Here is a 23,476-nt window from a genome sequence, read left to right as displayed (position 1 = left end):
CATTCAGCCCGCGCTACAGCCCAGAATATCCACCGCGTGGTCAGACCCCAGAACGGTGATCCGGATCTCGGACCGGTCCAGCGCAAAAGGTGCACCTGATGCGTGTATGATTTCCGCTTCGGCCACCAATGTATCCCCCTGCCTTAGAGATACGGGTTGCGAGGCCCAAAGCGAAGGATTGCCGGGTTCGATCACGGCGACTTCTCGACCGCCCGCGGACGGCATCGTCATCCGCGCCTCGATCCGCATCCCATCTTTCGTGGGCGTCAGGTTGCAGGTGGTCTTGGTGACACGGGCTTCGCGCGCGGAATAGGGCCTTTGCGCCATCGCTGCGGCAATCGCCGGGTTGCGATCAGCTTCGGCGTCCAGCGTGTGGTCGAAATCCAGGCGTTCCGGTATGCAAACGTCTTTGCAGACCCCCAGATCCATCTTGCCTTTCAGACGGACCGGTTTTGCCGGGTTGCGCGGAGTGACCTTGATGGGCAAGACCAGCTGATTTTCATAGCCAATCGATTGCAGGCCATTCTGATCAAAGATTTCGGGCGAGGGCCAGATGATTTCCACCTGGCCGACATTTCTGGATCGCTTCCAGTCGAACTCGGGCGGGATGCCGGAATCTCCTGGCGCGCGCCAGTAGGTTTTCCAGCCATCCTTGAGCGTTAGTTTCAACGCGGACATATAGGTGCCGTTGGCCGTCCGACCACCATCCAGAACATCCAGCCGAACCACGTTGTCCAAATCTTGCGCGGCAACTGGAACGGACAGGCTCAGACACGCGAGCGCGGCGACGGCGGTGGGTTTGATCGGCATCTTCATACCCCATAAATGCGCGTCGATGGCGCGGATTCCAAGTCACGATCCGGTCACCGCGCTGAAATCTGTCGAAATACGGGTTGGTCTCTTGCAAACTAGGGTGCGGCAGGGCCATTGTTGACGTGAACGGACAAAGAGATGAAGGCCCATGGACCTGACCGGAAAACTGTTGATTGCGATGCCCGGAATGGGCGATCCGCGATTCGACCATTCGGTGGTGTATATGTGCAGCCATGGCGACGATGGCGCCATGGGTTTGATCGTGAACAAGCCTTCGGATCTGCGAATCAAGACGTTGCTGGGGCAACTGAACATCGCCTGCAGTATCCCGGTGATCGGAGAGCGCCTTGTGCATTTCGGTGGCCCGGTCGAGATGTCGCGCGGATTTGTCCTGCACAGCGCCGATTACGAGGCCAATCTGCATTCGATGCATATTTCCGCGGATTTCAGCATGACGGCGACGCTGGATGTGCTTGAAGATCTGGCCTCTGGCAGCGGACCACTGAATTCGATGCTGACGCTGGGCTATTCCGGCTGGGGGCCAGGTCAGCTTGAGGACGAAATCGCGATGAACGGCTGGCTGACCACCGAAGCGACGACGAAACTTGTCTTCGACGTGCCTGATGACGAAAAATGGGAAGCTGCCTTGGCGACGCTAGGGGTGGACCCTCTGACGTTGTCCGCCAGCGCAGGCCGGGCCTGATCAGCTGTCGCGTGGCGCAGCGGCGCGGCGCAGCCGGTCGTTGATTGCAGCCCCCAATCCGGTGTTCGGGATCGGAGATACGGCAATTGGTCGGCCGGTCTCGTTCAATCTGTGAAGGGCTGCAAAGAGGTTCGCGGCCGCCTCGGTCAGACGTCCTTCGACAGACAGGTTCAGGTCGCAATCCACCGCTCCAAAGCCCAGCAGAACCTCATCCCCGTGACGCGCAGTGGCGTTCAGGCGGACCGGGGCGTCGGGCGCATAATGCGACTGCAATTGCCCCGGAGCGGTCAGCAGATCGCCGGATTGGTGCAGGTGCAGGTGCAGGTTCAGCACGCTTTCGATCCGGTCCAACGCAACGCCGCCCGGACGCAGCAATGTGAGCTCTCCGGCCAGACCGACAATGGTGGATTCCAGCCCCACCGCACAGGGGCCGTCGTCCAGAACTGCCGCGATCCGTCCGCCAAGACCGGACCACACATGAGCCGCCGTCGTGGGGCTGATCTGACCCGAGGGATTAGCCGAAGGGGCCGCGACCGGTCCGTCAAAGTCGGCCAGCAGCGCACGCGCCGTCGGATGCGCAGGCACCCGCACGGCCAGAGTGTCCAGCCCGGCGGTCACCAGCGAGGAAACCCCGTGCCCTTCGCGCAACGGCAGAACCAGGGTCAGAGGACCGGGCCAGAAGGCCTGTGCCAGCAGCTCGGCCAGATCCGACCATTGCACAAAGCGCTGGGCCGCTTCGACCGAGGCGACATGGGCGATCAGCGGGTTGAAGCTGGGCCGTCCCTTGGCCTCGTAAATCGATGCGACGGCCTGTCCGTTGCGGGCATCGCCGCCAAGGCCATAGACCGTTTCGGTCGGAAAAGCGACCAGAAGACCCTGGCGCAAAAAATCGGCAGCCTGCGCGATGCCGCCGGGATCTGCCGTCAATTCCTGTGTGCCGGATGAGATCATATCTGATGACGCCGCGTTTTGGTTGCCTGGAACTTGAGGTAAGGTACGTAATCGGTTCAGGCCCACACGCTTACCGGCGCTTGCATTTGATTCCAAGCCCGCCGATGTATTCTGATCCGTTAGACCCCGAGAGAAATCATGCCATATCGCGCCCCAATCTCAGATTATCAATTTCTGCTGGACCATGTCGTCGGGTTCGACCAGGTCGCCGCCACCGAGATTTTCGAAGATGCCAGCGCCGATGTCGTCACGGCCATCCTGACCGAAGCGGCCAAGATGAGCGAAGAGGTTCTGGCCCCGTTGCAGCGTGCCGGTGATCTGGAACCGGCTCGGCTTGAGAATGGCGTGCTGCGCAGCTCTCCGGGTTATGCCGATGGCTGGAAGGCGATTGCCGAAGGCGGGTGGATCGGGATCAGCGCTGATCCCCAATTCGGCGGAATGGGCCTGCCGATGGCTGTCACCACTGCCGTGAACGAGATGATGAGCGCCGCTTGCCTTTCGCTGCAACTTGCTCCGCTGATGGCGCAGGGCCAGATCGAGGCGTTGGAACACCACGCCAGCGACGAATTGAAGTCGCTGTATCTGCCTAAAATGATTTCGGGTGAGTGGTCTGCGACCATGAACCTGACCGAAGCTCAGGCCGGATCGGATGTGGGTGCGCTGACCTCGAAGGCCGAGCCAAATGGTGATGGCACATACTCGGTGACCGGGCAGAAGATCTTCATCTCTTGGGGCGACAACGACTTTGCTGAAAATGTCTGCCATCTGGTTCTGGCCCGTCTGCCGGATGGTGTGCCCGGCACCAAGGGCATTTCCTTGTTTCTGGTGCCGAAATACATCCCCGATGCGGATGGCAATCCCGGCCTGGCCAACGACCTTAAGGTTGTTTCCGTCGAACACAAGATGGGCCTGCATGGCTCACCCACCTGCGTGATGCAATATGACGGCGCCAAAGGATGGCTTGTCGGTAAGGAACATGGCGGTATGGCGGCCATGTTCACCATGATGAACAACGCCCGCCTGGGCGTGGGTGGCCAGGGTGTGGGCGTTGCGGAAGGCGCCTATCAGCACGCTTTGGCCTATGCGCTGGAACGCAAGCAGGGCAGGACGCCTTCTGGTACGATCATCGATCATGCGGATGTGCGCCGCATGATCATGGATATGCGCGCCGATATCTTTGCCGCTCGGGCTATTCTTCTGGCCAATGCGACCGCGATTGACATGGCGAAAGCCACCGGCGACGCCGATTGGGCCGCGCGGGCCGCGTTGTTGACGCCAATCGGCAAGAACTTTGGGGCCCGGACCGGGATACGCGTGGCCGAAACCGGCGTACAGGTGCATGGCGGAATGGGCTTTGTCGAAGAAACAGGCGCGGCGCAATATTCCCGCGATGTTCGCGTGACCGCGATTTACGAGGGAACCGACGGCATTCAGGCCATGGACCTTGTTGCACGCAAAATGATGGACGGGGGCGAGGCGGCGTCGAACCTTCTGGACGAGATCGAAGAACAGGCCGAGCGCGCGCGCGCGACGATGCCCGATCTGGCCGGTCCAGTGTGGGAAGCAACAGAAACCCTGCGCGAGGCAACCGAATGGTTGGTGGCACAGGACGACATGAACGACCGATTTGCAGGCGCAACGTCCTATCTTCAGGCGTTTGCCCGGGTTCTTGGCGGGCATTATCACCTGTCCGCGGCACTGGCCGATCCGGAAGGACCGCGGGCCAAACTGGCGCGCTACTACATCAACGCCTTGTTGCCCGAGCATTCCGGGCTTCTGACGCGGGTGCAAAGCGGTGCGGGTGACCTCTTTTCGCTCAGCCCGGATGAGTTGGCGGCGTGATGGACGGGGATCGCGTATCGGGGATCAGATATCCGTGGGCTGAACCGCCCGCGCCGGGTGAAGCCGTCGAAGTTGCCGAGGGTGTACTGTGGATGCGCCTGCCTCTTCCGATGGCGCTGGATCACGTCAATATCTACGCGCTGGACGATGGCGAAGGTTGGACGGTGATTGACACCGGGCTGTCGTCGAACAAGACGCGGCGTATCTGGGAAACCCTGATGGGCGGGCCTTTGAAAGGCAAACCGATCACCCGTGTTGTGGTGACGCATCATCATCCAGACCATGTCGGCAATGCCGGGTGGTTTCAGTCGGAACACGGGGCTGAGCTGGTCACAAGCCGCACCTCATGGCTGTTCGCGCGGATGCTGACGCTGGATGTGCAAGAGACATGGCCGCAGGAAACGCTTGATTTCTATCGCAGCGCCGGTATGGCACCCGAGGTTCTGAATGCGCGGATGAAGGATCGTCCGTTCAACTTTGCCGACACGGTTTACCCCATGCCGTTGGGCTTTGCCCGGATCAAGCAGGGCGACGTGATCCGAATGGGAGGGCGCGACTGGGATGTGCATATGGGCAATGGCCACGCGCCGGAACACGCCACCTTCTGGAGCCGTGACGACAATCTGGTGTTGAGCGGCGATCAGATTCTCAGCTCGATCAGTCCCAATCTGGGCGTCTATGCCACGGAACCGATGGCCGATCCGGTTTCAGCGTGGCTGGAAGCCTGCGAGCGGTTGCAGACGCTTGCCCGGCCCGATCATCTGGTTCTGGGCGGGCACAAGCTGCCGTTTTCGGGCCTGCCGCTGAGGATGAAACAGCTGATCGACAACCACCACGGCGCGTTGGGCCGCCTGTTGAAACATCTGGATCAACCCAGAGCGGCCGCAGATTGTTTTCTGCCCCTGTTCAAACGCACGATCCGCGAAGGCGAATATGGGCTTGCGCTGGTTGAGGCGGTTGCGCATGTGAATCATCTCTACCACATTGGTGCAGTAACTCGGACGCAACGCGCTGACGGGGCATGGCTGTATCAGCGCAAAGGGTAGAAGAATGCAGGACCAGATCGAAACCTCGGCCGAGGCCGCCGAAGCCGCCGCTTTGCCGCGGTGTCACGAGGTGCACGCGGATCCCAATGCCGAATCCGGGGCCAAGGACCTGCCCGAGGGGTTGAAGAAGCCTGTTGCCAACAAAAGCCCGGCGCAATGGGCTTACGAGCGTCTGATCATGTATATCCAGAACTTTGAAAAGACGCTGGACGGCGATCACGAAGTCGCCATGGGCTTTACCGGGGGCGATGCCGGCGTCATGCGGATCGAAGGGATGGGGTATTTCGACCCCGACATGATCACCTTTTACGGATCCGACGGAACCGGGGCCCGCACGCAATTGGTGCAGCATGTCAGCCAGTTGAACGTGATGCTGCGCGCCCTGCCCAAATCGGTCGAGGACAAACCCGCCAACCGCATCGGTTTCCGTCTGGCGGCGGATCTGGAAGACAGCTGACTTGCAATTCACGCTTGCGCGCCTTTGAATGACTGCATCAGTCCGGAGGCGCCCACGTGACAAGATTTTTTCAAGCAGTAACACATGCCTATGCAGGTGCCTGGGAACGGCGCCGGGTCTTTGTGCCAATTTATGTCGCTGTGCGCTTGCTGCTGGTGGCGCTGATCGCGCCGGGTGTGGCTGTGGCTGTCAATCTGGCGGTCTCTCTGTCAAATCAGACCGCTCTGACCGATCAGGACATTGCGATGTTCCTGCTGTCTCCGGCAGGGTTCATTGCGGGTGTTGCGGTGCTCAGTCTGTTTTTGCTGGCTGAGGTTATTGTGTTCGCGGTCATGGCCGGGTCCTTGCGTATGGGAGAAAATGACCCTTGGCGCGCAGGCAGTGCGGCACTGGCACTGAACCTGTCCCGCTTTCCGGCGCTGTTCGGATTTGCCGTTCGGTTCATCCTGCGCGTCCTGCTGCTTGCCCTGCCGTTTGTGGCCGTCGCGGGGTTGATCGCATGGTGGACGCTGACGGAATATGACATCAACTATTACCTGACATTCCACCCTCCGGCCTTTCAGGTGGCCGTGGTACTGATCGGGCTTGTCGTTCTTGCGTTGGCATGGGTGTTGATCCGCCGTCTGTCGGGATGGGCGCTGGCGTTGCATCTGGTCCTGTTCGAGGGGGCCTCACCACGCGGAGCATTTGCGAAAAGCGAACAAAAGATGGAAGGCAAGCGCGGGCGTTTGAAGATCGAGCTTGCCCTTTGGCTGGGACTGCGGCTTGTGATTGCAGCTTTGATTGCGGCGGTGGCCAGTCTGTTGTTTGCAGTTGTGCCCTTGCAGGAAGGCGGCAGCCTCAGACTGGCGTTGATCCTCAGCCTGATCATTGCGGGGCTTTGGTCCCTGGCGGGGTTGGTTCTGGCGGCGACGGCGCTGGGCGCATTGGCGGTCTTGCTGGACGGCTTCTTTGAAGCTGAGACCAAGGACGTTCCCCATCCCGAACCCCGAAGGATTCGCGTGCCGGTTCTTGTCACTGTCGCGACGGCCTTGGCCGCATTGGGCGTGGGCTTCTGGCTTGGGCAAAGCTTGCTGGAACGCGTGCAGGCGCCGGATCAAGCCGAGGTCATCGGCCATCGGGGCGCTGCGGCTTTGCGACCTGAAAACACAATGGCCTCGGTCCTGAAAGCGATTGAGGATGGTGCGGACTGGGTTGAGATTGACGTTCAGGAAACGGCGGATGATGTGGTTGTCGTGGCCCATGACAGCGATTTCATGAAGTTGGCCGGCGTCAACCTGAAGGTCTGGGATGCGACGATGCAGGATGTTGCTGATATCGACATTGGCAGCTGGTTCGGACCGGAATACGCCGCAGAGCGGACCCCGACCCTGCGAGAGGTTCTGGAAGCGGCCAAGGGCAAGTCGAAGGTTCTTATCGAGCTGAAATATTATGGTCACGACGTCGATCTGGAAAATCGGGTGATCGGCCTTGTCGAAGAGCTAGGGATGCAGAACGAAGTTGCCACCATGTCGCTGAAATACCCGGCCGTGCAAAAGATGGAAAAGTTGCGGCCCGACTGGCGCTCTGGTGTGCTGGCGGCCACGGCCATTGGGGATCTGTCGGGGCTGGAAGGTGAATTTGTCGCCGTCAATGCAGGCATGGTTACACCTGGGCTGATCCGCAAAGTGCAGGACGCTGGTAAGGATATCTATGTCTGGACGGTGAATGATCCGTTGCAGATGTCCAGGATGGCCTCGATGGGTGTGGATGGTTTGATTACCGACCGCCCGGCCATGGCCAATGAGGTTTTGCGCGTCCGCGCTGAAATGGGGCCGGGCGAGCGGCTGTTGCTGTGGCTGGCAACCACCTTTGGATTGCAGGTCGATACAGAGGCAATGCGCGATGAAAGTCCTTAACATGGCGCTGTTTCTGTCTCTGCTGCCACTGTCGGCATGGGCACAAGATCTGATGCGCGGATTTGAGATGCCGGGCCACCGCGCCCTGATCGAGCAAAGCAAGGACGCCGAACTGACGCCGTTTGAAACCGATGGCTGTTCAGGCGGGTTGTCAGCCAGTTGGCGCTGGGTGGCAAAGCAATTCCCACAGGTTGGCGCGCTATATCAAGAGCACCCGCCGTGGGAGTACTGCTGCGTCATCCACGACCGGGCATATCACAATGCTGGCGGTGCAGAGACAGCCAGCGAAAGCTATGAGGCACGTCTGGCAGCGGATGACGCCTTGCACGCCTGTGTGGTGCAGCACGGAGACAACCATGCCGAGGACTATGCCGACCAGTACGACATGTCGCCTGAACAGATTCGCAGCGTGCACGCGATCACTGCGGATGCAATGTACGGGGCGGTGCGATTCGGTGGCGGGCCGTGCAGCGGCCTGCCCTGGCGGTGGGGGTTCGGGTATCCCGGTTGTTCGGTTCTCAAGTAACAGCGTCCTGCGCGCGAATGACGTGGTGACAGGCGTTCTGTTTTCTATTATCCAACAGATCAAACACGCGAATTGGGAATCTGAGACTCATGGCTGAACACAAGCACGGCGAAATGGACATCACGGTCCAAACCAAGACATTCAACGGTTTCATCAAAGCCACCACGTGGTGTGTGGTCGCCATTGCCTTCCTGTGCCTGTTCCTGGCGGTTTTCGCCTCCTAATTGTTTCGGGGGCTGACTTGCTCAGGATATTGATTGCCTGCTTGCTGGCAGCGACAGTGGCGGGCTGCGCCAATTCGAACCGTCCACAGGCGGATCGGAACGAGATCGTGTCCCGGTCCTACCGTGATCCGGGGCCAGCGACCCTGACGCTGTACACAATGATCAACACACGCACCGGATCGGGCGCGCATACGTCGTTGATGATCTCGGGCAGCGAGCGGGTGATCTTTGACCCTGCCGGTTCGTTCCGGGCGGATGTGGTTCCGGTGAAGGATGATGTGCTTTACGGCATTACCCCGGCGGTCGAACGAGCTTATCGCAGCTCGCACGCGCGCGAGACACATTATGCCCGCATACAGACCATTCAGGTGAGCCCGCAACAGGCTGAAATCGCCTTGCAACTGGCAAAGCAATCCGGTCCGGTCGCTGGCGCTTTCTGCACCAACTCGACTTCCCAACTGTTGAAGCAGGTACCGGGGTTCGAGCAGATTGATGTGACGTTCTATCCGGTGAACCTGTCGGAACAGTTCGCGCAGATTCCGGGCGTCGTGACCGAAGAATATCGGGAAAATGACGATGCGGATCTGCAAAAAGGTTTGGCGGCAAACAATGCGCGTCTCAACCAGCTCGACGCTGTCTCAACTCAGTAGATAAAGCAGACCATAGAGCGTGGCGGCCCCGGAAAAGATGGCCGCTATCACGTTTTTGCTGATCACTCCCACCGCCAGGGCAACGGCTGCCGCCGACATTCGTGGCAGATCAGGTTGCCCTTCGGTGGCAGAGGGCCAAACGACCAGCGGTGCGATCAATGCAGGAAGGATGGCCACTGCTGTATATCGCAGGTGACGCAGCAGCCAAGGCGGCATCGGGCGATCACCCACAAAACCGATAAAGACAAAGCGCAGCGCATAGCTGCCTATGGCAAGCCCGATGATAATGGCCCAGATGGTGACGGAATCGGGCTGAGTCATAACTGCGCCTTTCTACGTTCGAGGATCAGTTCCGCCTGTGCTCCGGCAATCATTCCAGCGCATCCGGCGATCAGCAGGCCCAGATTGAACGGGATTACGACGGTCAGCAAAGATACCGCAATGGCCACAAGGGCCGCGACCACATGTGCAAAGGTCCGCATCATCGGCCCTATCATGGCCAGAAAGGTGATCGGCAGGGCAAAATCCAGTGCCCAGCTTTCCGGTATTTGCGCACCCAGCACTGCGCCCAGATAAGTGCCCAGAATCCAGAGCGGTGTGATCGGCGTGACAGAGCCCACGAAATAAGCCATCCGTTGCGGCACTGACAGGTCGGGCTCTTTCTCGAACCGCACGATCGAGCAGGCATAAGATTGATCCACGGTCAGGTATGCCGCAAAGGCACGCTGCCACATGGGCGCGGAACCCAGGTAAGGTGTCAGTGATGCGGAATACATCGCCATACGCAGATTCACAGCCAGCGCCGAGACTATGATGATCACGGTCGGGGTGTTGTCCTGCAACAATTGCAACGCCGCGAATTGCGCGGCACCTGCAAAAACGGTCGATGTAAAAGCCATCGTCTGGACAAGGGTCAACCCGGCTTCGGTCGCAAAAACACCGAACAGAAGGCCAAAGGGCACGGCGACGAAGACAAACGGCGTCCCATCCCGAAAACCTTTCCAGAAGTATGACTTGGATGTGGCAGAGGCCATGGCTAAATCCTATGGTGATTCATGCAGCAGTAACTGTCTTGGGAAGGGGTTGCAATTGGCCACGGAATTCGATCTGTCGGACTATCTTATCGCCCCTGATCCGGCTGCGATGCGCCTGACCCGAGCGGTCGAGGGTGTGGATCAGAACGGTGAAATCAGCCAGATATCTGTGGTCGAGGAACGCCCGCTTACGATCTTTCTCAATTCGCAGGAAATCGTGACGGCGATGACGATTGGCGATTATCCCGAATATCTTGCGCTGGGCTTTCTGCGCAATCAGGGGATGCTGCTTTCGGATGATGAAATCACGCGCGTGGAATATGACGACGACCTTGAAACCGTGATCGTCCGAACCGCGCGCGAAACATCTTATGAAGACAAACTGAAGAAAAAGACCCGCACCAGTGGGTGTGCCGTGGGTACTGTGTTTGGCGACATGATGGAGGGCCTGGAAGACGTACAACTGCCACAGGTTCAGGTGCGAACTTCCTGGCTGTATGATCTGGCCTCGAAGATCAACCGCACTCCGTCGCTGTACCTCGAAGCCGGAGCGATTCACGGCACGGTCCTGTGCCGTGAAAACCGCCCGCTGGTCTATATGGAGGACGTGGGCCGCCACAACGCCGTCGACAAGATCGCAGGCTGGATGCTGTCAGAAGGAGAAAGTGCCGAGGACAAGATCCTCTATACCACTGGTCGCCTGACATCCGAAATGGTGATCAAATCGGCGATGATGGGGATTCCGGTACTGGCGTCCCGCTCGGGCTTCACCGCCTGGGGCGTCGAGATCGCGCGCGAGGTCGGGCTGACGCTGATCGGGCGGATGCGCGGCCAGCGCTTTGTGTGCCTGTCGGGTGAGGATCGCCTGCTGCGCGACGTGGACCCGTCAACCGTTGCTGTCGAAGACAGGAAACACCGCCGGAAAAGTGCAGGATGATTTTGGAAACCCTTAGACTTTTTTTCTTGTTTGTTGTTGCAGTCAGTATCTTGCCGCTGAGCATTCTTGCTGCACGAAACTACGCACGCAGCAAACGGGCAATCGTAGAGGGCATGGCACGGTTGGACGAAGAAACTTTGGATCGATTGGGGTGGGAGGCAAGAGAATACATCGGCACATTCGACCTGTTTGCCCCATTCCGGATGGGATGGGCAGCTTGGGGATTGGCGGTGCAAAAACAACGCGCCGTATTGCAACGTATCCTTCTTCAAAGTTTGCCAGACTCAGTCGTTTTGCCAGGCGAAATCAGTCGATCACTTCGCAGGTATCGGTGCTTGTTCTGGGCGTTTTTCGCGCCTGTGACGGTTTTGGTGCTCTTTTCCGCTTTCATTCGCTTGAGCCATGTTTTGGCCGGCTTTTCCGGACTTCCTGTGAGCCTGTGTTTCATTTTGCTGGGTGCGGGCAACGGGGTTTGGATTTTCACACCGCTGGAGAAATTCCGAAAATGGCCGGAAATCGAGGATTTATCATGACGAAACCGCTCGGAATCATTCTTGCAGGCGGGCAGGCCACACGTATGGGCGGCGGCGACAAAGGTTTGCTGCAGATCGGGGGGCAGAGCCTGCTATCCCATGTGATTGACCGTCTGTCCCCACAGGTAAGTGGGTTGGCGTTGAACGCGAATGGCGACCCTGAGCGCTTCGCTGATCTGGGCCTGCCCGTCCTGCCTGACACGATCGAAGGGTTCGCCGGGCCTTTGGCCGGTGTGCTGGCCGGGCTCGACTGGGCAGCAGAGCAGGGGGCGGACAGCATCGTGACAGCTGCTGCGGATACGCCGTTTTTCCCGCGCGATCTGGTGGCGCGACTGACGCAGGCTGCGGAAGGGCAGGTACACCCGTTGGTCTTGGCCACCACGCCGCGTTCGGGCGACGAGGCGCTCAAATCCGGCGGTGGCAAGCGGGTTAACCGGCATCCGACCTTTGGCCTCTGGCCGGTAGCGCTGCGCGACGATCTGCGGGTGGCGCTGACGGACGGGCTGCGCAAGGTGGTGCTGTGGACCGATAAACATGATGGGCGCGAGGCTTTGTTCGACGCCGACCCGTTTGACCCGTTCTTCAACGTCAACACGCCGGAAGATCTGGTTCACGCCCGAACATTGTTGGAGCAGGCATGAGGGTCTTTGGCGTCACCGGCTGGAAGAATGCTGGCAAAACCGGACTGATGGAACGGCTGGTGGCCGAGATCACAGGCCGGGGCTTTACGGTGTCGACTGTCAAACATGCGCATCACAGTGTCGATGTGGATCAACCCGGCACCGACAGTCACCGCCACCGCATGGCAGGGGCTAGTGAAGTTCTGCTTGCCTCAGGTCAGCGCATTGCCGTGATGCAAGAGCTGCGCGGCACGCCAGAGCCCCCTTTGGCCGATCTGTTGGCCCGGCTTTCACCGGTTGATCTGGTGCTGATTGAAGGGTTCAAGCGCGAAGACCATCCCAAGATCGAAGCTTTCCGCGCTGAGGCGGGCCATGCGCTGATGGCCCCAAAGAACACGACCATTCGGGCCGTGGCCAGCGACACTCCGCTGGATTTGGACCGCCCGGTCTATGATCTGGACGATACTGCCGGGATTGCTGACTTCATCCTGAAAGAGGTTGGTTTGTGAGCCTGTTCCAGACCTTTGCAATGGTGGATTGGTCTGGCGGAAACGACACCGGGCCGACCCCGCGCAAGGATGCGATCTGGGCCTGCATTGCACGAAACGGAAAAGCGTTTGACCCCGAATACCTGCGCAACAGGCGGATAGCCGAGCAGAGGTTGGATGCTCTGATCCGGGCCGAGCTTAAGGCCGGTCGCCGTCTGCTTCTTGGGTTCGATTTTCCTTTTGGATATCCTTGCGGCTTCGCACGGGCGATGACCGGAACGGACGATCCGCTGGTGTTGTGGGATTGGTTCGACCAACAAGTCGAGGATTCTCCGAAGGCCAACAACCGCTTTGATCTGGCGGGTCGGATCAACCTTCAGTTTGGCGGCCGTGGTCCGTACTGGATGAATGGATTGCGCCGAGATATTAACGGCCTGCCGCGTACCAAATCGGACTATTCCAACCCGTTCCCGAACCGTCGTGTCGTTGAGACTTTGGCAAAAGGAAGCTTCACCTGCTGGCAGATGGCAGGGGCAGGCGCGGTTGGTGGCCAAGTCATGATGGGGCTGCCGATTCTGAACCGGCTTCGCCACCGGTTTGCCGGGCAAATCTCGGTCTGGCCATTCGAGCCGCTGGATAAACCTGTTGCCTTCGTGGAAATCTGGCCGTCTTTGACCCTTGGCGCTGCACCGGATGGGCGGATCAAGGATGCCTGGCAGGTTGAACAGGTCGCCTTGACTCTGTCGCGTTTGACAGAGCAGGAGTTGGATGCGCAATTGAACGTCTCAGCGGCAGAGGAAGGTTGGATATTGGGTGTACCTCAGGACAAGCCGAACATAGCCCCGCCCCCGTTGCGGAACGATTGCTTCGCGTTGCCCGCCGGGGTCAACTGGACACCGGTGGATGAGGCGCTGGCCTGTTTGCGTGACAGGCTGCACCCGATTACCGCGTCTGAGACGATGGCGCTGACCCTGGCATGCGGGCGCGTTCTGACCGGGGATGTGGTCGCCCGACGCTCGAATCCGCCGCAACCGAATTCGGCCGTGGATGGGTACGGGTTTGCCGGTCCCGCCCCTGATGGCCCACAGATCATGCCATTGGTTGACGGGCGCGCGGCGGCAGGGATCCCGTTCGACGGTGACGTGCCTGAAGGCCGGGCCTTGCGCGTGCTGACGGGGGCGGCGCTGCCCGCCGGTGTCGACACGGTCATTCTGGAAGAGGATGTCACGGTCAAGGACGGCCACATAGCCTTCCACGGCCCGCTGAAAAAAGGCGCCAACACACGGCGCGCGGGAGAAGATGTGGCCGCAGGCGATATCGCCCTTCCTGCCGGGCGCAGGCTGACCCCTGCCGATCTTGCGCTGCTGTCTGCCGTGGGGATTGCCGAAGTCAACGTGCGCAAACCGCTTCGCGTGGCCGTGGTCTCTACGGGCGATGAATTGGTCGAAGCCGGAGAGAACGCTGGTCCGGGTCAGATTTTCGACGCCAATCGCCCGATGCTGCTGTCCTTGATCGATCGTATGGGGTTCGTACCCGTGGATATGGGGCGTGTTTCGGATGATCGGGACGCCTTGCGGGATCGATTGGATCAGGCCGCAGAGCAGGCGGATGTGATTTTGACCAGTGGCGGCGCGTCAGCGGGTGACGAAGACCATGTTTCGGCCCTTTTGCGTCAGGCCGGAGCGATGCAGCACTGGCGCATTGCGTTGAAACCCGGGCGGCCGCTGGCTTTGGGTTTGTGGTCTGGCGTGCCGGTGTTTGGCCTGCCCGGAAATCCGGTTGCCGCCATGGTCTGTACGTTGATCTTCGCGCGTCCGGCCTTGGGGCTGATGTCCGGCGAAGGCTGGGCTGAACCGCAAGGTTTCGAAGTGCCTGCCGCCTTTGAAAAGCGCAAGAAGCCCGGTCGCCGGGAATATCTGCGCGCCCGAATGCGGGACGGGCGGGCCGAGGTCTTCCACTCGGAAGGATCAGGCCGGATCAGTGGCCTCAGCTGGGCTGAAGGGTTGGTTGAAATCGAGGACGGTGCGCGCCATGTCCAACCGGGCGATATGGTCCGGTTCCTTCCGTATGGAAGTTTCGGGTTGTGACGGTCACGATTTCCAGAGGGTTCGCCGATCAGGAACGCGCGCAAGCGGCGGCACTGTTCTGGCAGGCATTTGCGGCAAAGCTGGGCAAAGTCATGGGGCCGGACGAAAAAGGACTGGCTTTCTTTGAAATCGCATTGAACCCGGATTTCGCGCTGGTTGCACGGGATGAAGCGGGCCAATTGCTGGGGCTGGCAGGTTTCAAGACACGCGACGGCTCTTTTGCGGGGGGCAATATGTCTGATCTGGCGCGGGTCTATGGCTGGTTCGGGGCGACCTGGCGCGCCTTGGTTCTGAGCGTGCTGGAGCGCGAACTGAAACCGGGCGTGTTCCAGATGGATGGTATTTTTGTCGCTGCCGAGGCGCGCGGCAAAGGAGTGGGCACGGCATTGCTGAATGCCATCAAGTCCGAGGCCCGCAACCGAGACATCTCAGAGGTTCAGCTTGATGTCATCGACACGAACCCCCGCGCCCGCAGCCTTTACGAGCGCGAGGGATTCCAGCCCCGGGGTCAAGAAAAAACCGGACCGCTGAAGTATCTGTTCAATTTCAGCAGCGCGACCAAAATGTCGTGGATTGTCGGGGCGGATTAATCAAACGTGCCCGCCACGCGACCCAGCAACATGAATGCGCGGGCCGTTCGGGTTTCACCCAGTTCACTCAGTTCCGCGTCGCTTGCCGTGGGTTCGAACTCGGCCATCATCTTGTCAAACCGGCGCAGGAAATGGTGCGCGGCGTCGCGGAAAATCGGATCCTGTTTCATCCGGGCTGCCGTCAGCGCAAGTGAGGATCTGTCGCGTACCCCCCCCAGCGCCGCCACGGCGCGCCCGCGTGTGCCCTGGGCGAACTGGCGCCAGATTTCTGGCCGGGCCTTGTCGGGCCGCAGGTCATCCATGTAGATGCCTTCCTGGCTGAGCAGCGTCAGAACATCCTGCGAAGCTTGCACAAGCTGTGCCGTCTTGCGGTCCTTCAATGCAACACGCAGCGCATTGAACCCCTCGGTGTCATCCTGCGTTTCGGGGAAGTTCAGGGCGCGGATGAAAACCTCGGTACTCAGCGGCGGTGTGATCTCTTCCGCAGGTGTGCCCAGCTCCAACGAGGTCTGGTCGCCCTGAGCGGAACTCTGCGCGGCCGTTGCAGAGCGCGCTGTGCGTTTGGTCGAGAACGTTGCCAAGGCGTCTTCGGTTTTCCGTGTGGCCGCAGCAATTTCATCCAGCTTTTTTGTCACCGCAGGTTCATAGGTGCTGGAGGCGCGCTGCTGCTGCGCCACATAGGCCTGCCGGATCGCGTCGATTGCCGTTTGCAACCGCGCACTTTCCTCTCGCATCACACGGCTGGCGCGCATCGCGGTGACCGCAACCCAGATCATCGCCACGGGCATGAACACGGCCAGAAAGGCGACGACAAAGCCGCCGTTCTGCCCCTGACCGGGCAGCACGAGAAAGACGACCGACACCACCAGCCAGATCAGGCTGAGTACCAGTGCGGCAATCTCGATTTCGGTGACAGCCGGAGTCTTCGGGCGATCATAGATGCCCAGCGACGTCGGCTTTTCGGTTTCCGGGTCAGGTTTTGGCCCCGACATTACATGCGCTCCGGTCAGACGTACTCGATACTCAGGATTTCGTAAGAGCGCACGCCTCCGGGGGTGCGCACTTCGACACTGTCCCCTTCATCTTTGCCGATCAGGGCGCGGGCGATGGGGGATTTGACGTTCAGCAGGCCGTTTTCGATATTGGCCTCGTATTCACCAACGATCTGCCAGGTCTTTTCTTCATCGGTATCTTCGTCGACCAATGTGACTTTTGCGCCAAACTTGACCGCACCCGACAATTTTGCCGGATCGATGACATCGGCCAGCGACAGAATACCTTCCAGTTCCTTGATGCGACCTTCGATGAAACCCTGTTTTTCGCGGGCTGAATGATATTCGGCGTTTTCCTTCAGGTCGCCCAGCTCGCGCGCCGAGGCGATGGCTTCGATGATCGCCGGGCGTTCAACGGATTTGAGGTTCTTCAGCTCAGCCTCGAGCGCGGCATTGCCCGCAGGCGTCATCGGGATCTTTTCCATACTCTCTACGTCCACGCATAAATTGAGTCGCCCCGCCGCACAGGAGCGTCGGGGCGAATGTTAGATTGGCAGTTACCTGACCCAAATGCCACGTGAATTGCAAGAGGTGACAGCGTCAGCAGTGGTCAATTCGCGACTTCGCGCCGTTTTGATTTGGGGTGGGGCCTGTGCCGATGATCCGGATGCCGCGACCTGCGCCAACGCTGCGATGGGGTGCAAAGCCAAATCATCTCAATCATATTGCACCACTTCGAACTCGATCCCGTTGTCATCGCGAAAATAGAACCGGCGCCCTGGTTCGTAATCGGCATGGTTGTGGGGCTCGAATCCTGCCTTGCGAACCTTGTCTTCGGTGGCATCGATGTCTTCGACCAGAACACCCACGTGGTTCAGCCCGCCGATCACATCATAGCTGCTTTCATCCGACTGTTTCGGGTCATCAGGTTTGTAAAGCGCCAGATACGTATGGGCCGAGCCGACATGCACGGTGTATCCGCCGGCAATTGCGGGGCCTTCCCAACGGGTCTTCCAGCCAAAGACCTTTTGCATCCAATCGGCCGAGGCTTTCGGGTCGCGGACAGTAAAGTTGGTGTGTTCAAGCGTCGCCATCATGGGATCTCCTGTGTTTTTTGGCTTGTCCCGACTCAGCGTAATTTCTAAACCTAACTTTAGGTCAAGGAATTTTTCATGAGGGTTTGATGGCGGTATCAGAGGGGCTGGCGATTGGCGCATTAGCCCGGCGCACAGGTCTGGCCGTGTCGGCCATCCGGTATTACGAAGCGCAGGGTCTGATTTCGCCCTGGCGCAACGCGGGCGGACAGCGGCGCTATCAGCGGGCCGATATTCGGCGACTGAGCTTTGTCATGATTGCGCAGCAGTTCGGTCTGACCCTGCCTGAAATCCGTCAGGTGCTGTCGGGCCTGCCAGGAAACCGCACGCCGACGCCCCAGGACTGGAAGGCAATCAGTGTACAGCTGAGGGCCCATCTGGATCAGCGAATCGACACCCTGATGCGGTTGCGCGACAATCTGGATGGCTGCATCGGATGCGGGTGTCTGAGCCTGCCGAAATGCGCGCTCTACAACCCCGATGACCGGGCAAAATCGCATGGTAGCGGTCCCAGGTACCTGATGGGGGATGCACCAGAGGGGTGATGTGTCGAATAGCGCCCTTGTTACGCCGTGTTTCGATTGACCAATGTCTTTCCGACCATGTAATCAGCCGTGAAACAAAATTGCGCAGATCATGCGGTGACAGCGCCAATTCGGAAAGTTAGCTAGGGAGCCCGCGATGGCCGAGATTGAACGCGAAGCGATGGAATACGATGTGGTGATCGTGGGTGCAGGACCTGCGGGCCTGTCGGCGGCCATCCGTCTGAAACAGCTGGATGCCGACCTGAACGTTGTCGTTCTGGAAAAGGGTTCCGAGGTTGGCGCGCATATCCTGTCGGGCGCGGTTCTTGATCCCTGTGGTCTGGACGCGCTGATCCCGGATTGGAAGGAAAAAGGCGCGCCGCTGAATGTGCCCGTGAAGGACGACAAGTTCTACATGCTGGGTGAAGCAGGCCAGGTCCGCATCCCGAACTTCCCGATGCCGCCGCTGATGCACAACCACGGCAACTACATCGTTTCGATGGGCAATGTGTGCCGCTGGATGGCGGAACAGGCTGAAGAACTGGGTGTCGAGATCTTTCCGGGCATGGCGTGCTCGGAAATGGTCTATGGCGACAATGGCGAAGTCAAAGGCGTGGTAGCAGGCGTTTTTGGTCTGGAGGCAGATGGTTCCTACGGCCCCAACACCGAACCGGGGATGGAGCTGCACGGCAAATATGTCTTCCTGTCAGAAGGTGTGCGCGGGTCGCTGTCCAAGGAAGTGATCGCCAAATACGACCTGTCTGCGGGCAAAGAGCCGCAGAAATACGGTGTCGGCATGAAAGAGATCTGGGAGATCGACCCTGCCAAGCACAAGGAAGGCAGCGTGACGCACACGATGGGCTGGCCTTTGGGCAGCAACGCAGGCGGCGGATCCTTCATCTATCATCTTGAAAATAATCAGGTCTATGTCGGCTTCGTGGTGCACCTGAATTACAAGAACCCGCATCTGTACCCCTATATGGAGTTCCAGCGTTTCAAGCACCATCCGATGGTGGCCGATCTGCTGAAAGGCGGCAAGCGGGTCGCTTACGGCGCCCGTGCGATTACGGAAGGCGGCTATCAGTCGATGCCGAAACTGGTCGCGCCGGGCGTGGCGCTGTTGGGCTGTTCGGCGGGCATGGTCAACGTGCCGCGCATCAAAGGCAACCACAACGCGATGCTGTCGGGCAAAGCTGCGGCCGAGGCTGCTTTCGAAGCGATCAAGGCCGAGCGTTCAGGCGATGAGCTGACGGCTTACGAGACCGAAGTTCGCAATGGCGCGATTGGTTCCGACCTGAAAAAGGTACGCAATGTCAAGCCGATGTGGTCGAAATGGGGTCTGACCGCCAGCCTGATGCTGGGTGGTCTGGACATGTGGACCAACACGTTTGGCTTTTCGCTGTTCGGCACGTTGGGCCATGGCAAGAACGACGCGGAATCGACCGAGGATGCCAGCAAGCACCAGCCAATCGATTACCCAAAGCCCGACGGAACGCTGTCCTTCGATCGTCTGACGAATGTCTCGTTCGCAGCGACAAACCACGAGGAAAGCCAGCCCTGCCATCTGCGCCTGGCCGATCCCGAGATCCCCGTGAAGGTCAACCTGCCCAAGTACGACGAGCCGGCGCAGCGGTATTGCCCGGCGGGTGTGTATGAAGTGGTCGAGGATGAGAGCGGCCCACGATTCGTCATCAACTTCCAGAACTGCGTTCACTGCAAAACCTGCGACATCAAGGACCCCAGCCAGAACATCACCTGGACCACACCGCAGGGCGGCGACGGTCCAAACTATCCGAACATGTAAGCAAAAAACGGGCAATGGCGGCGCTGTGAAGGCTCTGCCATTGCCTCTTGCCTGCCGAAGCCCTAGCTTACCCCTCAGTCAACGATAGCAAGGCAGGATTTCGGTGTTTTCCCTGGTTCGTCGCGCGGCTTTGTCCGTGCTGTTCATGTCGTCGGTCGCAGTTCCGGCCTATTCGGAGACGGGTGCCGGATCGTATCTGGCCGGGCGGCAGGCGATTTACGAAAACGACTATTCTGCCGCAGAAAGATATTATGCTCAGGCCCTCAGGTTTGATCCCCAAAATGCGCTGTTGCAGGAAAGCGTTGTCGTTGCACGCATCGCTTTGGGGGAAGTGGTGCGCGCGCTGCCGATCGCCCAGCAGATCGAGGAAGCAAACCTGCCCAGCCAGGCTGCGCGTATGGTGATTTCGGCCCATCTGATCACCGATGGGAAATTTGACGACCTGCTGGCCCGTGACCCTGAAACACAGGGTGTTGGCCCCCTTGTTGACGGCCTGATGATCGCCTGGGCCCATCTGGGGCAGGGTGAGATGACCAAGGCGATGGAACAGTTCGATTCTGTCGCGACACAGGATGGTCTCAGGGAGTTCGCGCTTTACCACAAGGCGATGGCATTGGCGTCTATCGGTGATTTCGAAGGCGCCGAGGCGATACTTGCCGACAATGATGGAACGGTTGCCCGGTTCTCTCGTCGTGCTGCTTTGGCCCGCACCGAGATTCTTTCGCAGCTGGATCGCAACGAAGACGCCGTTCAGTTTCTGGACGATGTGTTTGTGGCGGGCAGTGACCCGACCATCGAGTCGTATTTGAGCCAGTTGGCGGCGGGTGAAACATTGCCGTTCACCCATGTCCGATCCGCTCAGGACGGCATGGCCGAGATTTTTTTCACCGTCGGTGCCGCATTGAACAGCGAAGCATCAGCCGATTACGTTCTGCTGTACGCACGCTTGGCCAGTTTCCTGCGCCCCGATCATGTGGATGCCATTTTGCTGAGCGCGGATCTGCTGGACAACTTGCAGCAATATGATCTGGCGGTTGAGGCATACCGCCAAGTCCCGGCGGACAGCAACGATCACCATGCGGCCGAATTGGGCCGCGCCGAAGTTCTGGACCGTTCGGGAAAAACCGATGCGGCCGTCGAGGTGTTGCAGAACCTGGCTGCGCAGGACCCTGATTTTCCGGGTGTGCATGTCGCTTTGGCAGATTTGCAGCGCCGACAGGAAAACTATGCCGCTGCCGTGGCCTCTTATGACACTGCGATCGCGCTGACGGATAGCGCGGCGGGTGGGAATTGGTTCCTGCATTACGCACGTGGCATCAGTCATGAAAGGCTGAAGCACTGGGATCAGGCCGAAGCTGATTTCCGCCGGGCGCTGGAACTAAACCCGGATCAACCTCAGGTTCTGAATTACCTTGGGTATTCTCTGGTTGAGCGCAAAGAAAAGCTGGATGAAGCATTGGATATGATCGAGCGCGCAGTAGCTGCGCGTCCGGACAGTGGCTATATCGTGGACAGTCTGGGCTGGGTACTGTTCCGTCTGGGGCGTTACGACGAGGCCGTCGAACACATGGAACGTGCGGTTGAGCTGATGCCGGTGGATCCGGTGGTCAACGATCATCTGGGTGACGTCTATTGGGCTGTCGGGCGCGCGCGCGAGGCCGAGTTCCAGTGGAGCCGCGCCTTGTCCTTCATCGACCCGGAAGACACCGACGGCGAAGCCGATCCGGATCGAATCCGGCGCAAGATCGAAGTCGGGCTGGATGCCGTTCTGGCCGAAGAAGGTTCGGAGCCATTGAAAGTCGCCAATGGAAATTAAGGCGTTTGCGCCCGCCAAAATCAACCTGACCCTTCATGTGACTGGCCGTCGAGACGACGGCTATCACCTGTTGGATTCGCTGGTTGTATTCGCCGATCTGGGTGATCGGCTGACATTCACCCCCGGCCCCGAATTGTCCATGGACGTGCGCGGCGAGTTTGCCGGCGGAGTCCCCACGGACAGCCGAAATCTGGTCTGGAAGGCGGCAGAAGCTGTCGGTTGGACCGGTCATATTCAACTGACCAAGTCCTTGCCCCATGGGGCGGGCATTGGCGGAGGGTCGTCTGATGCCGCGGCCACGCTTGGGGCCCTGGCAGATCAGGGCCACGACCTTCCGCGGGGCCTGCCGTTGTCATTGGGGGCGGATGTCCCCGTCTGCCTAGAAGGTCGGGCGATCAGAATGCAGGGCATTGGCGATCGTTTGACGGCGGTGAACCTTCCGCACCTGCCCGCCCTTTTGGTCAACCCAAATGTCCAGGTGCCCACCGGTGCCGTTTTCAACGCGCTGGCGTCCAGAGACAACCCGCTAATGCCTGAAAGCATGCCTGAGTTTGACAATGCTGATGAGTGCGCCCAGTGGCTGCGCAATCAACGCAACGATCTGCAGGTGCCCGCCATGAACATCGCACCTGAGATCGAGCAGGTGTTGGACGAGTTGCAGATGACCAATCGCGCGCTCATGGTGCGCATGTCAGGGTCAGGATCAACCTGTTTTGCGTTGTATCCGACGATGAAAGACGCGCATTTTGCGGCCTATGAGATCGGCGCAGCCCATCCTGATTGGTGGTGCCGCGCCACGCAGCTCAGTTGAGACGTGAAACCACGTAATCGGCCAATTCGCGCAGCAGACTGCGAATATCGTGGTCAGGCAATACATCCAAAGCGGCTTTGGCCTTGTTTGCCCAACCCAAAGCGTCTTGCCGGGTTTCTTCCAGCGTGGCGTATTTGTTCATCAGACCCAGCGCCTGATCCAGATCCCCGTCCTGTTGGCGGCCCTTTTCGATCGTACGTTCCCAGAAGGCGTGTTCTTCCGGCGTGGATTGCGCCACGGCTTTGATGACGGGCAGGGTCAGTTTCCGTTCACGGAAGTCATCGCCAACATTCTTCCCGGTCGCCTTGCTGTCGCCCTGATAATCCAGCAGGTCATCGGCAATCTGGAACGCGATGCCCAGTGAATCACCATAGTCGAAAAGCGCTTTGACCTGCTCTTCCGAGGCACCTGCGATCACGCCGCCCACTTCGGTCGCGGCTGAAAACAATGCCGCCGTCTTGCCGCGCACGACCTGAAGGTAAACGCTTTCATCCGTACGCAGATCGGTTGCAGCCGTCATTTGCAGCACTTCGCCTTCGGCAATGGTTGCAGAGGCATTGGCCAGAATATCCAGAACGCGCAGCGAGCCCGTTTCCACCATCAGCTGGAAACTGCGTGAAAACAGGTAATCGCCAACCAGAACACTGGATTTGTTGTCCCAAAGCAGATTGGCGGTCGGGCGGCCCCGTCGCTGTGCGCTTTCATCCACGACGTCGTCATGCAGCAGGGTGGCGGTGTGAATGAACTCGACCGTCGCGGCAAGGCGCACGTGATGGTCGCCGGAATAGCCAAACAGGCGTGCTGCGGCCAGTGTCAGCATCGGGCGCAGGCGTTTTCCACCTGCTTCGACCAGATGCCGCGTCACTTCCGGGATGCGTGGCGCATGGTCCGATGCCATCCGCGTGCGGATCAGTCCGTTCACGGCCTCCATCTCGCCCGCCAGAATTTCAGCGAGACGCTCATGCGGTTTTGAGATCATGTCGACGGTCATCACACTCCTGATACAAGGCTCGACTTTCGCCTCGCCTTGCCCTTA

General features: G+C 59.5%; 26 protein-coding genes. 18 read left to right on the top strand and 8 right to left on the bottom strand.

The window, feature by feature from the left end:
- Positions 1 to 3: 3 nt before the first annotated feature.
- Positions 4 to 810, bottom strand: a complete 807-nt coding sequence (locus I9184_RS12945; protein WP_171635012.1) for a protein-disulfide reductase DsbD domain-containing protein — start codon at positions 808 to 810, stop codon at positions 4 to 6.
- A 151-nt stretch (positions 811 to 961) separates the two neighbouring features.
- On the opposite strand from I9184_RS12945, the gene I9184_RS12940 reads away from it, so the two are divergent.
- Positions 962 to 1,516: a YqgE/AlgH family protein gene (locus I9184_RS12940; protein WP_171724292.1), complete on the top strand. Its 555-nt coding sequence runs from the start codon at positions 962 to 964 to the stop codon at positions 1,514 to 1,516.
- Here I9184_RS12940 and I9184_RS12935 read toward each other — a convergent pair whose 3' ends face one another.
- Positions 1,517 to 2,467: an L-threonylcarbamoyladenylate synthase gene (locus I9184_RS12935; RefSeq protein ID WP_209834704.1), complete on the bottom strand. Its 951-nt coding sequence runs from the start codon at positions 2,465 to 2,467 to the stop codon at positions 1,517 to 1,519.
- Between the two features lie 138 nt (positions 2,468 to 2,605).
- Between I9184_RS12935 and I9184_RS12930 the strand changes: the two genes are divergently transcribed.
- The 7 genes from I9184_RS12930 to I9184_RS12900 all read left to right on the top strand — a co-directional run bounded on the left by I9184_RS12930 (position 2,606) and on the right by I9184_RS12900 (position 9,110).
- Positions 2,606 to 4,309 (top strand): acyl-CoA dehydrogenase, encoded by a 1,704-nt coding sequence (locus I9184_RS12930; protein WP_171635005.1) that lies wholly within the window; start codon positions 2,606 to 2,608, stop codon positions 4,307 to 4,309.
- The gene (locus I9184_RS12925) at positions 4,309 to 5,355 is read left to right on the top strand and encodes an MBL fold metallo-hydrolase (RefSeq protein WP_209834702.1); all 1,047 of its coding nucleotides are present in this window, start codon (positions 4,309 to 4,311) and stop codon (positions 5,353 to 5,355) included. The genes I9184_RS12930 and I9184_RS12925 overlap by 1 nt, the downstream gene beginning before the upstream one ends.
- 4 nt (positions 5,356 to 5,359) lie before the next feature.
- On the top strand, positions 5,360 to 5,812 hold the full coding sequence (locus I9184_RS12920) for a DUF6173 family protein (RefSeq protein WP_170346311.1): 453 nt from the start codon (positions 5,360 to 5,362) through the stop codon (positions 5,810 to 5,812).
- A gap of 56 nt (positions 5,813 to 5,868) precedes the next feature.
- On the top strand, positions 5,869 to 7,710 hold the full coding sequence (locus I9184_RS12915; protein WP_209834700.1) for a glycerophosphodiester phosphodiesterase: 1,842 nt from the start codon (positions 5,869 to 5,871) through the stop codon (positions 7,708 to 7,710).
- Positions 7,697 to 8,236: a hypothetical protein gene (locus I9184_RS12910; RefSeq protein WP_171206075.1), complete on the top strand. Its 540-nt coding sequence runs from the start codon at positions 7,697 to 7,699 to the stop codon at positions 8,234 to 8,236. The genes I9184_RS12915 and I9184_RS12910 overlap by 14 nt, the downstream gene beginning before the upstream one ends.
- 89 nt (positions 8,237 to 8,325) lie before the next feature.
- Positions 8,326 to 8,460 carry an aa3-type cytochrome c oxidase subunit IV gene (locus I9184_RS12905; protein ID WP_050604020.1) on the top strand — a complete coding sequence of 45 codons (135 nt, stop codon included), beginning with the start codon at positions 8,326 to 8,328 and terminating at the stop codon, positions 8,458 to 8,460.
- A gap of 17 nt (positions 8,461 to 8,477) precedes the next feature.
- Entirely contained in the window at positions 8,478 to 9,110 is a 633-nt protein-coding gene (locus I9184_RS12900; protein ID WP_171206074.1) for a hypothetical protein, read from the top strand.
- Here the strand turns inward: I9184_RS12900 and I9184_RS12895 are convergent.
- Together I9184_RS12895 and I9184_RS12890 are read right to left on the bottom strand one after the other, a co-directional pair.
- Positions 9,099 to 9,431 carry an AzlD domain-containing protein gene (locus tag I9184_RS12895; protein ID WP_171634997.1) on the bottom strand — a complete coding sequence of 111 codons (333 nt, stop codon included), beginning with the start codon at positions 9,429 to 9,431 and terminating at the stop codon, positions 9,099 to 9,101. The two genes, I9184_RS12900 and I9184_RS12895, sit on opposite strands and share 12 nt — an antisense overlap.
- Positions 9,428 to 10,144 (bottom strand): AzlC family ABC transporter permease, encoded by a 717-nt coding sequence (locus I9184_RS12890; RefSeq protein WP_171634995.1) that lies wholly within the window; start codon positions 10,142 to 10,144, stop codon positions 9,428 to 9,430. The genes I9184_RS12895 and I9184_RS12890 overlap by 4 nt, the downstream gene beginning before the upstream one ends.
- Before the next feature lie 49 nt (positions 10,145 to 10,193).
- Between I9184_RS12890 and fdhD the strand changes: the two genes are divergently transcribed.
- From fdhD to I9184_RS12860, 6 genes are read left to right on the top strand one after another with little or no spacing between them, the layout of a single operon-like run.
- Positions 10,194 to 11,081, top strand: coding sequence for a formate dehydrogenase accessory sulfurtransferase FdhD (fdhD, locus tag I9184_RS12885; RefSeq protein ID WP_171635177.1), 888 nt, complete (start codon positions 10,194 to 10,196; stop codon positions 11,079 to 11,081).
- Positions 11,078 to 11,614 (top strand): hypothetical protein, encoded by a 537-nt coding sequence (locus tag I9184_RS12880; protein ID WP_209834698.1) that lies wholly within the window; start codon positions 11,078 to 11,080, stop codon positions 11,612 to 11,614. Before fdhD ends, I9184_RS12880 begins: the two co-directional genes overlap by 4 nt.
- Entirely contained in the window at positions 11,611 to 12,255 is a 645-nt protein-coding gene (gene mobA / locus I9184_RS12875; RefSeq protein WP_209834696.1) for a molybdenum cofactor guanylyltransferase MobA, read from the top strand. The genes I9184_RS12880 and mobA overlap by 4 nt, the downstream gene beginning before the upstream one ends.
- The gene (mobB, locus tag I9184_RS12870) at positions 12,252 to 12,743 is read left to right on the top strand and encodes a molybdopterin-guanine dinucleotide biosynthesis protein B (RefSeq protein WP_209834694.1); all 492 of its coding nucleotides are present in this window, start codon (positions 12,252 to 12,254) and stop codon (positions 12,741 to 12,743) included. Before mobA ends, mobB begins: the two co-directional genes overlap by 4 nt.
- Positions 12,744 to 12,763: 20 nt before the next feature.
- Entirely contained in the window at positions 12,764 to 14,809 is a 2,046-nt protein-coding gene (gene glp / locus I9184_RS12865) for a gephyrin-like molybdotransferase Glp (RefSeq protein ID WP_209834823.1), read from the top strand.
- Positions 14,806 to 15,399 (top strand): GNAT family N-acetyltransferase, encoded by a 594-nt coding sequence (locus I9184_RS12860; RefSeq protein WP_348539532.1) that lies wholly within the window; start codon positions 14,806 to 14,808, stop codon positions 15,397 to 15,399. Before glp ends, I9184_RS12860 begins: the two co-directional genes overlap by 4 nt.
- Here the strand turns inward: I9184_RS12860 and I9184_RS12855 are convergent.
- The 3 genes from I9184_RS12855 to I9184_RS12845 form a co-directional block, all read right to left on the bottom strand.
- Entirely contained in the window at positions 15,396 to 16,391 is a 996-nt protein-coding gene (locus I9184_RS12855; RefSeq protein WP_209834692.1) for a hypothetical protein, read from the bottom strand. The genes I9184_RS12860 and I9184_RS12855 overlap by 4 nt on opposite strands.
- Before the next feature lie 14 nt (positions 16,392 to 16,405).
- Positions 16,406 to 16,876 carry a transcription elongation factor GreA gene (gene greA, locus I9184_RS12850; protein ID WP_209834690.1) on the bottom strand — a complete coding sequence of 157 codons (471 nt, stop codon included), beginning with the start codon at positions 16,874 to 16,876 and terminating at the stop codon, positions 16,406 to 16,408.
- Between the two features lie 231 nt (positions 16,877 to 17,107).
- On the bottom strand, positions 17,108 to 17,488 hold the full coding sequence (locus I9184_RS12845) for a VOC family protein (RefSeq protein WP_171206067.1): 381 nt from the start codon (positions 17,486 to 17,488) through the stop codon (positions 17,108 to 17,110).
- Between the two features lie 86 nt (positions 17,489 to 17,574).
- Here I9184_RS12845 and soxR point away from each other — a divergent pair, with 86 nt between their 5' ends.
- The 4 genes from soxR to I9184_RS12825 all read left to right on the top strand — a co-directional run bounded on the left by soxR (position 17,575) and on the right by I9184_RS12825 (position 22,440).
- Positions 17,575 to 18,030 carry a redox-sensitive transcriptional activator SoxR gene (soxR, locus tag I9184_RS12840; RefSeq protein ID WP_171724285.1) on the top strand — a complete coding sequence of 152 codons (456 nt, stop codon included), beginning with the start codon at positions 17,575 to 17,577 and terminating at the stop codon, positions 18,028 to 18,030.
- Between the two features lie 136 nt (positions 18,031 to 18,166).
- Positions 18,167 to 19,813 (top strand): electron transfer flavoprotein-ubiquinone oxidoreductase, encoded by a 1,647-nt coding sequence (locus tag I9184_RS12835; RefSeq protein ID WP_171233135.1) that lies wholly within the window; start codon positions 18,167 to 18,169, stop codon positions 19,811 to 19,813.
- A gap of 145 nt (positions 19,814 to 19,958) precedes the next feature.
- Entirely contained in the window at positions 19,959 to 21,629 is a 1,671-nt protein-coding gene (locus I9184_RS12830) for a tetratricopeptide repeat protein (RefSeq protein WP_209834819.1), read from the top strand.
- Complete coding sequence (locus I9184_RS12825) at positions 21,619 to 22,440, top strand: 4-(cytidine 5'-diphospho)-2-C-methyl-D-erythritol kinase (RefSeq protein WP_171634980.1); 822 nt, start codon at positions 21,619 to 21,621, stop codon at positions 22,438 to 22,440. Before I9184_RS12830 ends, I9184_RS12825 begins: the two co-directional genes overlap by 11 nt.
- On the opposite strand, the gene I9184_RS12820 is transcribed toward I9184_RS12825, so the two are convergent.
- Entirely contained in the window at positions 22,433 to 23,431 is a 999-nt protein-coding gene (locus I9184_RS12820; RefSeq protein ID WP_209834688.1) for a polyprenyl synthetase family protein, read from the bottom strand. The two genes, I9184_RS12825 and I9184_RS12820, sit on opposite strands and share 8 nt — an antisense overlap.
- Between the last annotated feature and the right edge of the window lie 45 nt (positions 23,432 to 23,476).

The organism is Ruegeria sp. HKCCE3926 (assembly GCF_017872515.1).
Lineage (GTDB): Bacteria > Pseudomonadota > Alphaproteobacteria > Rhodobacterales > Rhodobacteraceae > Ruegeria.
Note: the sequence above shows the minus strand (reverse complement) of the source record. Positions and strands in the feature narration are given on the sequence as shown.

Coding starts and splice junctions, on each gene's coding strand:
- I9184_RS12945 (WP_171635012.1), bottom strand. CDS start 810: ATGCCGATCAAACCCACCGCCGTCGCCGCGCTCGCGTGTCTGAGCCTG.
- I9184_RS12940 (WP_171724292.1), top strand. CDS start 962: ATGGACCTGACCGGAAAACTGTTGATTGCGATGCCCGGAATGGGCGAT.
- I9184_RS12935 (WP_209834704.1), bottom strand. CDS start 2,467: ATGATCTCATCCGGCACACAGGAATTGACGGCAGATCCCGGCGGCATC.
- I9184_RS12930 (WP_171635005.1), top strand. CDS start 2,606: ATGCCATATCGCGCCCCAATCTCAGATTATCAATTTCTGCTGGACCAT.
- I9184_RS12925 (WP_209834702.1), top strand. CDS start 4,309: ATGGACGGGGATCGCGTATCGGGGATCAGATATCCGTGGGCTGAACCG.
- I9184_RS12920 (WP_170346311.1), top strand. CDS start 5,360: ATGCAGGACCAGATCGAAACCTCGGCCGAGGCCGCCGAAGCCGCCGCT.
- I9184_RS12910 (WP_171206075.1), top strand. CDS start 7,697: ATGAAAGTCCTTAACATGGCGCTGTTTCTGTCTCTGCTGCCACTGTCG.
- I9184_RS12905 (WP_050604020.1), top strand. CDS start 8,326: ATGGCTGAACACAAGCACGGCGAAATGGACATCACGGTCCAAACCAAG.
- I9184_RS12895 (WP_171634997.1), bottom strand. CDS start 9,431: ATGACTCAGCCCGATTCCGTCACCATCTGGGCCATTATCATCGGGCTT.
- I9184_RS12890 (WP_171634995.1), bottom strand. CDS start 10,144: ATGGCCTCTGCCACATCCAAGTCATACTTCTGGAAAGGTTTTCGGGAT.
- I9184_RS12880 (WP_209834698.1), top strand. CDS start 11,078: ATGATTTTGGAAACCCTTAGACTTTTTTTCTTGTTTGTTGTTGCAGTC.
- mobA (WP_209834696.1), top strand. CDS start 11,611: ATGACGAAACCGCTCGGAATCATTCTTGCAGGCGGGCAGGCCACACGT.
- mobB (WP_209834694.1), top strand. CDS start 12,252: ATGAGGGTCTTTGGCGTCACCGGCTGGAAGAATGCTGGCAAAACCGGA.
- glp (WP_209834823.1), top strand. CDS start 12,764: ATGGTGGATTGGTCTGGCGGAAACGACACCGGGCCGACCCCGCGCAAG.
- I9184_RS12855 (WP_209834692.1), bottom strand. CDS start 16,391: ATGTCGGGGCCAAAACCTGACCCGGAAACCGAAAAGCCGACGTCGCTG.
- greA (WP_209834690.1), bottom strand. CDS start 16,876: ATGGAAAAGATCCCGATGACGCCTGCGGGCAATGCCGCGCTCGAGGCT.
- I9184_RS12845 (WP_171206067.1), bottom strand. CDS start 17,488: ATGATGGCGACGCTTGAACACACCAACTTTACTGTCCGCGACCCGAAA.
- soxR (WP_171724285.1), top strand. CDS start 17,575: ATGGCGGTATCAGAGGGGCTGGCGATTGGCGCATTAGCCCGGCGCACA.
- I9184_RS12835 (WP_171233135.1), top strand. CDS start 18,167: ATGGCCGAGATTGAACGCGAAGCGATGGAATACGATGTGGTGATCGTG.
- I9184_RS12830 (WP_209834819.1), top strand. CDS start 19,959: ATGTCGTCGGTCGCAGTTCCGGCCTATTCGGAGACGGGTGCCGGATCG.
- I9184_RS12825 (WP_171634980.1), top strand. CDS start 21,619: ATGGAAATTAAGGCGTTTGCGCCCGCCAAAATCAACCTGACCCTTCAT.
- I9184_RS12820 (WP_209834688.1), bottom strand. CDS start 23,431: ATGACCGTCGACATGATCTCAAAACCGCATGAGCGTCTCGCTGAAATT.